General features: G+C 35.9%; 15 protein-coding genes. 14 read left to right on the top strand and 1 reads right to left on the bottom strand.

What is annotated here, in order from left to right; all coding sequences use genetic code 11:
- The first annotated feature begins 7 nt into the window (after positions 1 to 7).
- From BLV35_RS17470 to BLV35_RS17405, 14 genes are all read left to right on the top strand, one after another.
- Positions 8 to 331, top strand: coding sequence for a DUF4133 domain-containing protein (locus BLV35_RS17470; protein ID WP_091093251.1), 324 nt, complete (start codon positions 8 to 10; stop codon positions 329 to 331).
- Positions 332 to 364: 33 nt separating this feature from the next.
- Entirely contained in the window at positions 365 to 2839 is a 2475-nt protein-coding gene (locus tag BLV35_RS17465; protein WP_091093249.1) for a TraG family conjugative transposon ATPase, read from the top strand.
- Between the two features lie 55 nt (positions 2840 to 2894).
- Positions 2895 to 3584 (top strand): hypothetical protein, encoded by a 690-nt coding sequence (locus BLV35_RS17460; protein WP_016988471.1) that lies wholly within the window; start codon positions 2895 to 2897, stop codon positions 3582 to 3584.
- 12 nt (positions 3585 to 3596) lie between these two features.
- Positions 3597 to 4223 carry a hypothetical protein gene (locus BLV35_RS17455; RefSeq protein ID WP_091093247.1) on the top strand — a complete coding sequence of 209 codons (627 nt, stop codon included), beginning with the start codon at positions 3597 to 3599 and terminating at the stop codon, positions 4221 to 4223.
- Complete coding sequence (locus BLV35_RS17450) at positions 4223 to 4858, top strand: hypothetical protein (protein WP_091093245.1); 636 nt, start codon at positions 4223 to 4225, stop codon at positions 4856 to 4858. Before BLV35_RS17455 ends, BLV35_RS17450 begins: the two co-directional genes overlap by 1 nt.
- Positions 4859 to 4870: 12 nt before the next feature.
- On the top strand, positions 4871 to 6067 hold the full coding sequence (gene traJ / locus BLV35_RS17445) for a conjugative transposon protein TraJ (RefSeq protein WP_016988474.1): 1197 nt from the start codon (positions 4871 to 4873) through the stop codon (positions 6065 to 6067).
- Between the two features lie 18 nt (positions 6068 to 6085).
- A complete protein-coding gene (gene traK / locus BLV35_RS17440) occupies positions 6086 to 6706 on the top strand; it encodes a conjugative transposon protein TraK (RefSeq protein ID WP_029596577.1) in 621 nt (206 codons plus the stop codon).
- 13 nt (positions 6707 to 6719) lie between these two features.
- A complete protein-coding gene (locus BLV35_RS17435) occupies positions 6720 to 7217 on the top strand; it encodes a hypothetical protein (RefSeq protein ID WP_016988476.1) in 498 nt (165 codons plus the stop codon).
- Between the two features lies 1 nt (position 7218).
- Entirely contained in the window at positions 7219 to 8529 is a 1311-nt protein-coding gene (traM, locus tag BLV35_RS17430) for a conjugative transposon protein TraM (RefSeq protein WP_091093242.1), read from the top strand.
- Between the two features lie 18 nt (positions 8530 to 8547).
- Positions 8548 to 9393, top strand: coding sequence for a conjugative transposon protein TraN (traN, locus tag BLV35_RS17425; protein WP_091093239.1), 846 nt, complete (start codon positions 8548 to 8550; stop codon positions 9391 to 9393).
- Between the two features lie 26 nt (positions 9394 to 9419).
- Positions 9420 to 10223 (top strand): hypothetical protein, encoded by an 804-nt coding sequence (locus BLV35_RS17420; protein WP_091093236.1) that lies wholly within the window; start codon positions 9420 to 9422, stop codon positions 10221 to 10223.
- Between the two features lie 6 nt (positions 10224 to 10229).
- Positions 10230 to 10526 carry a hypothetical protein gene (locus BLV35_RS17415; protein WP_016988480.1) on the top strand — a complete coding sequence of 99 codons (297 nt, stop codon included), beginning with the start codon at positions 10230 to 10232 and terminating at the stop codon, positions 10524 to 10526.
- A gap of 28 nt (positions 10527 to 10554) precedes the next feature.
- Positions 10555 to 10992 (top strand): hypothetical protein, encoded by a 438-nt coding sequence (locus BLV35_RS17410; RefSeq protein WP_091093233.1) that lies wholly within the window; start codon positions 10555 to 10557, stop codon positions 10990 to 10992.
- Positions 10993 to 11066: 74 nt separating this feature from the next.
- Complete coding sequence (locus tag BLV35_RS17405) at positions 11067 to 11357, top strand: helix-turn-helix domain-containing protein (protein ID WP_091093231.1); 291 nt, start codon at positions 11067 to 11069, stop codon at positions 11355 to 11357.
- Positions 11358 to 11552: 195 nt separating this feature from the next.
- Here the strand turns inward: BLV35_RS17405 and BLV35_RS17400 are convergent, their stop codons facing one another.
- Positions 11553 to 12767: a site-specific integrase gene (locus BLV35_RS17400; RefSeq protein WP_091093228.1), complete on the bottom strand. Its 1215-nt coding sequence runs from the start codon at positions 12765 to 12767 to the stop codon at positions 11553 to 11555.
- Between the last annotated feature and the right edge of the window lie 371 nt (positions 12768 to 13138).

Raw genomic sequence — 13138 nt, 5'->3', positions numbered from 1 at the left:
GGTAAATATGGGAATTAGCGTCTATCATATAAATAAAGGAATTAATAAGAGTATCGAATTTAAAGGGTTAAAAGCGCAGTACATCTGGTATTTTGGAGGAGGAATAGTAGTGTTAATGATTCTTTTTTCGATGATGTATTTTATCGGTTTACCCTCTTTTATCTCGTTGGGAATTATTGGCATAGCAGGAACGGTGATGTCTGTAAAGATTTATAAAATGAGTCACAAATACGGAGAGCACGGAATGATGAAAGAGCTAGCGAAAAGACAATTACCTACAGTAGTTAAGACTCAAAGTAGAAGGATTTACAAAATGCGAATGCTGCAGTGAAAGGAATGAAGAATCAGTTAAATTTAAATGAAGATGGAAAAGAGGATCGAAGCTGTTTTACCGATAATGGATATAGAACACGACTGTATTCTATCAAAGCAAGGAGATGTTACCGTGGTGTTTAAAGTAGCCCTACCAGAGATATTTACATTATCAGATCAAGAATACGAGGCATTTCACCAAGCTTGGGTGAAAGCTATAAAGCTATTGCCAAAGTTTAGCGTTTTCCATAAGCAAGACTGGTTTATTGATAGCAAGCATCAACCACATTTTGCCAACGACGACCATAGTTTTCTCAGTCGTTGTAGTGAGCGATTCTTTAATGAGCGTCCATTTCTAGATCATTCTTGCTACATTTTTTTGACTAAAAAGCCAGTGGGAAGAAAAACCTCTAGCTCGCTATTTTCTAATTTAATTAGGTATTCAATTGTCCCTGAGGAAACCTTAAATGAACAAGTGCGTCAAGATTTTGTCGATAGCACTGGACAATTCAGACGAATATTGGAAGACAGCGGATTTGTAAAGTTACAGCGTCTTAGCGATGATGAGCTACGAAGTCACAGCAGAAAGATTGGTATTATAGAACGCTATTGTTCCTTGTCTGAGAAACCGGAATCCTTTGTATTCAATGACATTGCTTTCAAGGATAGTTTACAGGTGGGAGACAAACATTGCCAGATTTATACTCTAGGAGATGCAGCCGATTTGCCTGCGTTATGTGGTTCTAGAATTAACTATGATAGGTATTCAACCGATAGGACCAAATTTAGCATTGGTTTTGCTTCTACTCTAGGTCAGTTACTTTCGTGTAATCACATTTATAATCAGTACATTTTTATAGAAGATTTCCAAAAAACCTTGAAGAAGTTGGAAAGTAAAAGACTGCGACTACAATCTCTATCAGCATACAGCAGGGAAAATCTAATTGCTCGCGATGCTACAAATGATTTTCTTAATGAAGCCATTAGTCAGCAACGGCTCCCTGTCAAAGCGCATTTTAATGTATTGGTTTGGACGGATCGAAAAGAAGAATTGAAAGACATTAAAAACAAGGTTTCTTCTGCGTTAGTACAAATGGATGCAGCAGCAAAACAAGAAACAGTTGGAGCAGCCCAGATTTATTGGGCAGGGATTCCTGGAAATGCCGCTGATTTTCCGATGAATGATAGCTTTGATACGTTTGTGGAGCAAGCAAGCTGCTTTCTAAATATGGAAACTGGCTATCGTTCGTCACTAAGTCCCATTGGGATCAGACTAGGAGATCGTTTGACTGGAAAGCCAGTACATGTAGATATCAGCGATGAACCAATAAAAATGGGGATATGCACCAATCGAAATAAGTTTATACTAGGACCTTCTGGAAGCGGAAAATCTTTCTTCACCAATCATATGGTTAGAAGCTATTACGAACAAGGAACCCATGTTGTACTTGTCGATGTAGGTCATAGTTACAAAGGGTTGTGTGATATGGTCAATGGATACTATTTCACCTATGATGAAAAGAATCCAATCAAGTTCAACCCCTTTTACATCAGTGAAGGCGATACTTTAGATACAGAGAAAAAAGAAAGTATAAAGACCTTGCTCTTGGCACTTTGGAAAAAAGACGATGAGACTTTTAATCGGATTGAATATGTAGCCTTATCGAATGCTTTACAATTGTATTATGAGAAACTAGCTATAAATCCGCAACTTTTTCCCAGCTTTAATACATTTTATGATTTTCTAAAAGAGGATTTTGTAAAAATATTGGAAGGGGATAAGGTAAAAGAAAAGGATTTTGATGTAAATAACTTTCTCTACGTACTGCGCCCGTATTATCAAGGAGGAGAATTTGACTACTTGCTCAATGCTACTCAAAATTTAGACTTGTTGCAAGAGCGATTTATAGTATTCGAATTAGACAATATTAAGGATCATCCGATACTTTTTCCAGTAGTTACTATTATTATAATGGAGCTGTTTATCAGTAAAATGCGGAAGCTAAAAGGGGTTCGTAAAATGATACTAATAGAAGAAGCGTGGAAAGCTATTGCTAAGGAGGGTATGGCAGAATACATTAAGTATTTATTTAAGACCGTTCGAAAGTTTTTTGGAGAGGCAATCGTAGTTACTCAAGAAGTGGAAGATATCATTTCGTCACCTGTAGTGAAGCAAGCTATCATCAATAATAGTGACTGTAAGATATTACTAGACCAGAGTAAGTATCAAAATAAATTTGAGCAGATTCAAGAACTATTGGGGCTCACAGAAAAAGAAAAAGCATTGGTATTATCTGTAAATAAATCCAATGATCCAGACAAGAAATACAAGGAAGTATTTATCTCACTGGGAGGAATGCTATCTAAAGTTTACCGAACAGAAGTTTCGCTAGAAGAGTATCTCGCTTATACCACCGAGGAAACGGAAAAACTAAAAGTCCAAGCCTATTCGAAAATGTTTGGAGGCGATATTCAAAAAGGAATCGCTGCATTAGCAGCTGACTTACGGGGGGAAGCAAAAGGATGAAAAAGAGACTATAACGCTCTAATAGAGGAGAAAACAAACCTAAATTAAATGCATTATGAAAACAAAGAGAAAAATAAGCTTGTGTTTGCTTTGTCTACTGCTGGTCAGTAGTCCAGCAAGGCCTGCAGCAGTCGTTGCTTTGCCTATAGTTGGAGTGATAACTGCCGCAATTAAAAAAGTGATTTTGGCGATAGACTTGCGAATACAGCGGTTGCAAAATAAAACTATCTGGCTTCAAAATGCACACAAGAAACTGGAGAATACGCTTTCCAAACTAAAACTAGGAGAGATTTCTCAATGGACACAGAAGCAAAAGGACTTGTATAAGAATTACTACGAGGAGCTGATGAAAGTCAAATCAATAATTAGTTATTACCAGCGCATTAGGGATATTACGCAGAAGCAAGTACGGCTAGTGGATGAATATGACAGAGCTTGGAATCTCATTAAACAAGACCCACATTTTAATGTGGCAGAACTGGAGTATATGCATAAAGTGTATTCGGGTATATTAAACGAGAGCCTAAAAAACATAGACCAGATTTTTCTAATTCTGGATTCTTTTACGATCCAAATGAGTGACGCCAAAAGATTGGAAATCATCAATACCGCCGCTGATCAAATTGATGCTAACTATGATGACCTTAGACTGTTCAATAGTCAAAATAGGCAACTCAGCTTACAAAGAGCAAAAACGAAGCATGATGCAGAGAAGATTAAGAAGCTTTACGGAATTCCTCACTAAAATAATAAGGCGATGAAAAAATTATTTTTATATCTATTATTTATAGGCTTGCTCGCCAATAATTTACAAGGACAAGCTAAGCAAAGAAAAGTGTTGCTGCAGCAAATTGCTGCTTTAAGGATCTATACTGATTATGCACAAAAGGGGTATTCTGTAGTCAAAAATGGACTAACGACAATAGGAGATTTCAAGCGAGGGGAATTTAATCTTCACAGCAATTATTTCAGCTCTTTAAAAACAGTCAATCCGAAAATAAAAAACTATTTCAAGGTGGCCGATATTATTGCGCTACAGCTAAAGATAATTCATAGTTCTCGTTTCATTATTAAGCAAGTGCAAGGGGACGATTTATTTCACGGAGATGAAATAGCGTATATCAAAAGAGTAGTAGATCGTTTGGTTGAAAATTGTGAAGCTAATATGGAGGAGCTCCTGACTATTGTAATGGATGGCCAACTTGAAATGAAAGAAGAGGAGAGAATCAAATGCATAGACGTTTTATATCTCAATATGTTAGATAATTACAGCTTTGGTGAAAGTTTTAATAAGCAAACAAAATTATTGGCTTTGTCAAGAGCCAAAGAGAAGAATGATCTGAAAATAAGTCGTAGCATGTATGGTATTAATTCCAATTTCTAATGAAAAAGATAATAATTATAGGGATTCTTTTGATGGGTTTATTTTGCCCCCCTCGGATTTCAGCCCAATCACAGGAAATGCAGCAACTACTGCTCAACATAGAAAAATTGGCTCAATTCAAGCAGATTCTTAGTGATATGAAAAAAGGGTATCAAATCGTTAGTGGAGGGTACAAAACGATCAAAGATTTATCTCAGGGTAATTTTAGCCTCCATGAAACATTCCTTGACGCATTGATGCAGGTAAGTCCAACGGTACGTAAATATAAGAGAGTGGGTGAGATTGTGAAATACCAATTGCTTTTAGTAAAAGAATACAAATCCGCATTTGAAGGGTTCAGAAATGGTGGCAATTTTAGTCCCGATGAAATCGACTATTGCGCAAGAGTATATGATAATTTGCTGAAACAGAGTCTCCGAAATTTAGACGAATTGGTCATGGTTATTACTGCTAATACATTAAGAATGACCGATGAGGAAAGACTTACAGCGATTGACAAGATTTATGCTGATATGCAGGACAAAGTTTTATTTCTGCGAAGCTTTAATAACAATACTACTGTACTAGCGATCCAGCGTGCAAAAGAGCATAATGATGTGCGTGTAATGCGTAACATTTACAAGGCAAATAACTAAACAAAGAATGATATGGCAAAGACAAGTAAGGGAGTATTATTTACTGCCCTAGGAATACTATTGCCCTTTGCGAGTCAGGCGCAAAGTGTAGCGGACGACATGAATAGCTTGCATGGTGTACTGGACCAACTCTACGAGGAGATGATGCCTTTATGTAATAATTTATTGGGGGTAGGTCAAGGAATTGCTGGTTTTGCAGCTATTTGGTATATCGGCTCAAGAGTGTGGCGGCATATTGCCAGTGCAGAACCAATAGATTTTTATCCGCTGCTAAGGCCTTTTGTTATTGGTTTCTGTATTATGATTTTTCCTTCGGTCTTGGACTTGATTAACGGAGTAATGAAGCCTACCGTTACAGCAACAGCGGCGATGGTAGAAGGATCCAACAAGGCTATTGGATTGTTGTTGCAAAAGAAAGAAGAAGCTATTAAAAGTAGCAACTCTTGGCAGATGTATGTAGGAGAATCAGGAAGTGGTGATCAGGACAGATGGTATAAATATACACACGACAATGCTAATCCTGATAATGAAGGAATGCTTGAAGGGATCGGAAACGATGTCAAATTTGCTATGGCGAAGGCATCGTTTAATTTTCGCAATTCGGTCAAGGAATGGATGAGTGAAGTACTAAGAGTATTGTTTGAAGCAGCTTCACTTTGTATCGATACTCTGCGCACATTTCAACTGGTGGTTCTTTCCGTATTAGGGCCCTTAGTATTTGGTATCGCTGTATTTGATGGTTTTCAACATACTTTGACCGTTTGGCTGGCAAGATACATCAATATTTATCTGTGGCTTCCTGTTGCTAATATTTTTGGTAGTATCATCGGTAAAATACAGGAGAAGATGTTACAACTGGACATTGCTCAGGTAAATGATTATGGAGATACTTTTTTTAGCAGAACCGATATGGCGTATCTGGTATTCATGATTATAGGGATTGTCGGTTATTTTACAGTTCCCTCAGTAGCTAATTACATAGTTCATGCCGGCGGTGGCGGAGCATTGAGTCAAAAGGTAACCACCATTTTTAGTAATACTACAAATTCTGCAGTAAGTAGTGTGGGTACTGGTGCCAGTATGATGGCGGATGCGATGGGAAATGCAGCAAGTCGTATGTCTCAAAGCATGTCGGGTTCTAGTAGTTCCACTCCGTACTTCAATGACAAGAATAGTCATATGGGTGATAAATTAAAAGGCAATTCTTAATCTCTAAATTGAAATATCATGTTTAGTAAAATGAAAAATATTGACACGGCTTTTCGATATGTTCGAGGCTTTACGATGCTAGTTATAATTGGATGTGTGATTCTCTGTTGCTTTGCTCTTTACAAAAGTTTTAGTCTGGTTTCGCAAATGCAGGATAAGGTTTATATACTGGCTAACGGTAAAGCATTGGAGGCATTCTCATCGGATAGAAAGGATAATATTTCAGTTGAAGCAAAGGATCATGTAAAGACCTTTCATAGACTGTTTTTTAGTCTTGATCCCGATGATAAAGTGATACAAATAAATGTAACCAAGGCGCTTTATCTGGCGGATGATAGCGCAAAAAGAATATATGACGATTTAAAGGAAAACGGATATTATTCTGGGATTATATCCGGTAATGTCAGCCAAACGATAGCTGTGGATAGTGTAACAATTAACATCAATGAATATCCCTATCAGTTCCGTTGTTATGCGACTCAAAATATCATAAGACCCACAAGTATTGCTTATCGAAGTCTAATAACGGAAGGCAATCTTCGCAATGTTTCACGAAGCGACAACAATCCACATGGTTTTTTAATTGAGCGGTGGAACACTATTGAAAATAGAGATTTAAGTTCAAAAAACAGAAAATGATAAAAAACTGATTATGAAATTCACATTTAAAAGAAACAGCAAAAATAATCCTGAAAGTGTCAAGTACAAAGAACGCTTTCTACTAGAACGATGCAACGAAGCCATTTTTTTGTTGCAGCATAAATGCGCTCAGTGGCTGGAACAGAAGACGGCACATTTATCTGCAAAAAGCTGGATCGTAATCCTATTTTGTTTTGTAGTATTTACGGTCGGAGGGAACATTTATTTAATTGTAGATGGCCTAAATGGAAACTCAAACAAGATAGAGCGCAGTCTCATCAGTAGGCCGACCAATGCACTAGTATTAGATACTAAAAGTACAACGCTTAATACATCATTAAGTAAAACCCACTTAGAACGAATGGCTCGTTTTCAGATGTACATGGATAGTTTGGGACGGAGTCCTAATGGAAAGCAAGTACAGGACAGTATGCTAAGATTACGCCCTGGATTACTAGACAGCCTTGTTATCGTAGAGGATTATTATCGCTCACAATTTAAAAATCAATAGTATGGAACGAAAAACAGAATCACTAAAAACACAAAGACAGCGCAAGATGCTTATGGTATTTCCGCTGTTGGTCCTTCCCTTTATTACAGCTCTATTTTGGATTCTAGGAGGAGGTAAAATGGATGGCGCAACTTTAGAATCAGTCGAAAAAACAGGTTTTAATACAAAGCTTCCAGATGCAAATGGGAGAGAAGCTCTTTTCTTAGATAAGATGAAATATTACGAACAAGCTGCAATCGATTCGGCAAAGCTGGATGAACTGATCAAAAATGATCCAAATTACCTGAGCCAATCTTTTCACGTATCTGGAACGGAAACCGATACGGATACCACTTTTAAAGGAAGTAGTTATACCAATGGAAACGGTGGATTAAATACATCGGTTTATCGAGATTCAAATGAAGAAAAGATTCATAAAAAACTGGAAGCACTTCAAAAGGCTATTAATAGCCCAACTAAAGTTGCGGAACAGAATCATGGTTCGAATCAATATGCAAAACCCACTACTTTAGAAATGCATTCTGAAGATGTTAATAGGTTAGAATACATGATAAGTTCTATGGATGGACGAAAAGAAGAGCAGGATCCTGAATTGAAGCAGCTCAGTGGAATGCTAGAAAACATACTTGATATTCAGCATCCTGAAAGAGTACAAGAGAGACTGCGAAAAGTTTCGAAAGAAAATCGGGGACAAGTATTTACGATTAGTACCAAAACGATGGAAGGGATGGTTTCTTTATTACAAAGCAGTCCTGAAAATCCGTTAGGCACTGATGGACAATCCAGGCGTAATGGATTTTATTCTTTTGATGAAAATGCCAGTACGGTCGATATGCAAAATACGATATCGGCTGTGATTCATGAAACGCAAACCATCGTTACTGGGGCAACAGTAAAGCTGAGGCTAACCAATGCGATTTATATTAATGGATTCGCAATACCAAAAGATCATTTTCTATTTGGAATAGCTTCTTTACAAGGGGAGCGATTGAGCATCAAAATAAATAGTATTAGATATAATAACTGCTTGTTTCCAGTAGTACTTTCTGTCTACGATATGGATGGATTGGATGGGATTTATATCCCTGGGACTATTAATAGAGATGTTGCAAAAACAACTGCAGATCGTTCGATGCAGAGTATCGGAATGGGAACTCTTGACGATTCCTGGGGAGCGCAGGCTGCGGGAGCAGGAATAGAGGCTGCCAAAAGCCTACTAAGCAAGAAAGTTAAGTTGGTTAAAGTGGTTGTAAAAGCTGGATATCAAGTATTGCTTCTCGATGACAACCAAAAACAAAATGATTCCAATTAAAATCTAAAACTTAAAAACATGAAAAAAATTAATGTATTGCTAGTGGCTTTTTTATGGATGTTTTCCAATGGAGCCCTTGCACAGCAAACGGAAGGAAATTATTTTGAAGAAGTCGTGTCGGACTCACTTTTTATCGGGTATTCGAAAACTACGACTATTGTATTTCCTTATACTATTAAAACCGTAGACCGAGGAAGCCAAGATGTTTTAGTGCAGAAAGCGAAAGGACTAGAGAATGTATTGCATATTAAAGCGGCACAGCAGGGCTTTATTTCTACCAACCTTACGGTGATCACCTCAGATGCCAAGCTATATTCCTTTGTGGTAAACTACGATGACGAATCACCGCAATTAAATCTCAGTCTACATACAACTAAGGCAGAAAGTCCAGAAATGTACTTTTCAGCGGAGGGTGCGAACGAAGAGGAGGTAGAAAAATATTCCAAAGTTGCTTTTTACAATGGAAATAAGATCTCCGGTGCAAAGAAAAAAAAGGATGAGATTAAATTCCAACTAAATGGAATCTTTATACGAGATGATGTCTTGTATTATAGGACAAGAGTTCTCAACGGTTCTAAAATAAATTATGATATCGACCAGCTCCGATTTTTTATACGGGACAGCAAAAAGGTAAAACGTACCGCTTCCCAAGAATTGGAAATCGTACCGATAATGAGTTATAATAAACCAAATGCTATAAAAGGAGAGTCTGAGAACACGGCGGTTTTTGCGCTGCCCAAGTTTACGATTCCAGATAAGAAACATTTAGTAATTCAACTAATAGAGAAGAATGGTGGTCGGCACCTTGAACTTAGGTTGAAGAATAAAAAGCTTTTACAGCTTACTGTTCTGCCGAAATTATAAATAGTAATCATTTAAATATAAGAATCATGAACGAGAAAAATTTTGAATACTTGCGTAACCAGGTTAAGTACACTGGTTTTGGAGAAGGATTGGACAATGAATTAAAGGAGAAAATGCAGCAGCAAACCTCTAATTTTACATTGAATCATGAAGTGCTGTACGGAGTTGATCGTGCCAAAGCAACACTAAGTTTTAAAAAATCAGATCAGAGTGAGATGTATTTTTTTAATTCTTACAAGGTGGATTTGCAGAAAGACAATTCTAAAGAATCGCTGGAGCAAACTTTCTATATTAATAAAGGAAGTAATATTACGATGAAGGAAGCTTACAATCTAATGGAAGGTAGAGCAGTTAATAAAGAACTTACTAATAAAGAGGGACAGCTTTATAATTCTTGGGTTCAAATGGATTTTAAGGAGACAGACAGTAATGGAAATTTTAAACTAAATCAATACCATCAGAATTATGGATACGATCTTGAAGCTAGCTTGAGTAAACTACCTATAAAAGAATTAGAAACTCCAAAATACAAAGAAGATTTAATGGATTCTCTCAAGAAAGGGAACTTACAATCGGCTACATTTTTGAAGGATGGTAAAGAAGTTAAGCAATTTATTGAAGTTAATCCGCAATTCAAGACCATTAATGTATATGATACGAACATGAAGCGTATTGATAATAGAGAAGCTAAAGTAGAAAAACAGTCGGAAGGCCAAAAGCCTTCCGTTAAACAGAGCAATAAAAAACAACGGTCAAGTGCCGATAACGAGGAGCCTGACATACCAAAGGAAGTAAAAAAAAGAGTGAAAAAGCAGTCTAATTCAATTTGATAAATAATGGAAAGTCTAAAACCCTTATCTGATTTCTTTTTAGCTATTGAAAAGGATTACCGTATCAGTATTACGCATATCGGTGTTTATGCCGCATTGTTGAAATACAGTGGGGATAGGGGTTTTACTAGTCCAATCCAGGTTTTTAGCTATGAAATTATGCACATAGCAAAAATATCTGCATCAAGCACTTATCATAAATGTGTCAAAGAATTAAACGAGTATGGCTATATTAAGTACGAACCCTCTTTTAAGAGAAATCAAGGGAGTAGGATTTATTTTTCTTGTTCGTTCCCTAGTTAGTAGCTAAGAATTTCAAAATAGTAGTACGATGAAAAAAGTAACAGTTGGCGAACTTTCTGTTTCGGTAGAAGTATTATTTACCAAGATAGAACAATTCGAATCCTTACTTGGACAAAGATATCCTAATACTTTAAATAGAGAAAGCGCTATAGGAAAAGGAAGTAGGTTTAAATGTGCTTCTCAATATAATAAAAATGAAATAGCACAACTATTTTATATCTTAATGGACGAAGGAATCTTATTTTTTGACGATATAAACGAAAAAGAGAACAGAAGTAAGATGCAAAAGTTTATTGAAGATAATTTTACTTATTCTGGTGATTTTGGTAATCAAGTAAGTATCGGTACAATAAGCAAGCAGTTTTCAGAAGCCAAGGGTTTTACCTACGGAGATAGTCATCTTAAATTTGTGGATAAAATTATTAGGGTCTTGCAGAAACGAAGAGAAAAAATTAGCGTTAAATGATAATTCACCTAAAAGATTTCTGACTATTCGGTTGTGCTTCATTCTCTATTTAAATCATTAAAAATTCATAGATCATGTCAAAAGAAGGAAAAGCTAATATATTCGCATATCTGACAGCAATTAAAAATTTGCTTGAGCCTTTACAATCTAGACTTGAAAAGATCGATTCTAAGATTAGCGGTCAAGATGTAAAGCCACGATTGCAGTATTATAGAAATGAGGATTTAAAGAAAATATTCGGACTATCTAATAATACCATTATAAAATACCGCCAAACAGGTGTACTCCCATATACAAAGCTTGGTGATATATTTTTGTATGAGGCAGGCAAAATAGAAAAATTACTGAATAAAAATGGGCAATGATAATAGTAATAACACAAGGATTTTAAGATTCTTACAGTGTTATTAGTTAATTACCCAAATGTAAGATCTCGAAAACAATTGTAGCTGCATTTATAGAATAGTTAGAATAAAAAAGGATTCCTGCGGGAATCCTTTTTTGTTGAGTATACTTGGTTTGTTTAAAAGATATCTTCTATTAGGTATGGTGATAAAAGATTACATATATTTTTCCCCCAGTTTTGCCATGTCTTCCATTACGTTGACATCTAAAACCTTAGCATAATGTTGCGTTTGTTTAATATTTGTATGCCCCATCATTGAAGAAACATTTTCTATTCTGACACCATTACCTAAAGTTACAGTGGTTGCAAAAGTATGTCTTGCGACATACCAGGTCAGGTTTTTATCAATTCCGCATAAATCTGCAATTTCTTTTAGGTAGGCATTCATTTTTTGATTTGATATTTTAGGAATTAATCCTATTTGTAAATCTTTATATTTATTGATAATTTTAAGAGTGGGAGGGAGTACAGGTACGTTTGCCCTGATTGCTGTTTTTGTTCTGTTAGTCATAATCCAAAGCGCGTCATTATTATCTTGGAATATATTATTTGAAGTAAGATTACATGCATCTACAGGTGCATATCCAGTGTAGCAACTAAAAAGGAAAGTGTCTTTTACTCTCTCTAGACGCTCAGCAGCAAACTTTTTATCTTCAATGCGGTTTAACTCCTGCTGAGTTAGGAAAACTGCATCCTTAATATTTAGTTTTCCATTGTAAAGAGCAAATGGATTCTTATCTATCAAACCCATCCTAATACAATAATAACAGGCTGTTTTATACATTCTCATATATTTTACCACCGAGTTGTTTTTAATGCCAACTCGCCCTTTATAAACACTTTCGTATTTAAGGAAAGATTCTAGATTATAAATGAAAGCGCTGGAAATTTCATTTGATGGAATATCTTGAATTCCATATTGCTTTTTCATAAAGATGGTCAGCAGTTCTTTGGAGCGTTCATATTTTTGGAATGATGCTTTAGACCTCTCGTCTGTATTGACCTTTTTTTGAAAAAATTTATTATGCGTTTCTATGAGATGTAATATGCTTGTCCCTTCAGTTTTTGTTTTCCCAGTAAACTCATTTTTAAGTTGAGTTAATGAGATTTCTGGATCAACTTTGGTCAACTCATTAAATTTTTTTTCGAGGTTCAACTCAAATATGTCCAAGGCCTGTTTGAGTACTTTTTCTTTTTCAAGTTTAAGTACATTTCGAAGGTTGTTAGTAAATTGCCATCTCTCTTTAGAGATACGTTTACTGGTGGTCATATCAATAGATTGCTGATTGTGGGAGATTCGCGCAAAGACAGGAGATTCTCCTTTTGTATTTGCTTTTCCGGCCTTTAGGAAAAAAATTACTTTTAACATAATTTAGGTTTTTAAATTAATAATCAAATTGATTTAAAAACTTTGAAAGTATCTAGCATTCACGGGGAATTCCCAGGGAATACTTGAATTTTAGTGTCCCTATTTTTAATGAAAAATAAGAGGGTCACTAATAGGGACACTAGCCTTTGATAGTATATGTGTCTTTTGAGTCTTGACAGAAAACAAAAAAGCCTTTAAATACTAGTATTTAAAGGCTTTTGACTTTTAAAGTTTCTTTTGAAACTCTATGTGGCGGAGAAAGAGGGATTTGTGGCTCTTTGCTATGTAGCTGATATATTGATAGTTATATGTCTTATTTATTCAAGTACCCCTAAATGTGCCCCTTTAAATATTTCGTAGTTTATCAACTG

Origin of the sequence: Flavobacterium gillisiae (assembly GCF_900107635.1) — a bacterium.
In the GTDB taxonomy this organism is placed as follows: Bacteria; Bacteroidota; Bacteroidia; order Flavobacteriales; family Flavobacteriaceae; genus Flavobacterium; species Flavobacterium gillisiae.
The sequence above is the reverse complement of the archived record's forward strand: the minus strand, read 5'-3'. Positions and strand labels throughout refer to the sequence as shown.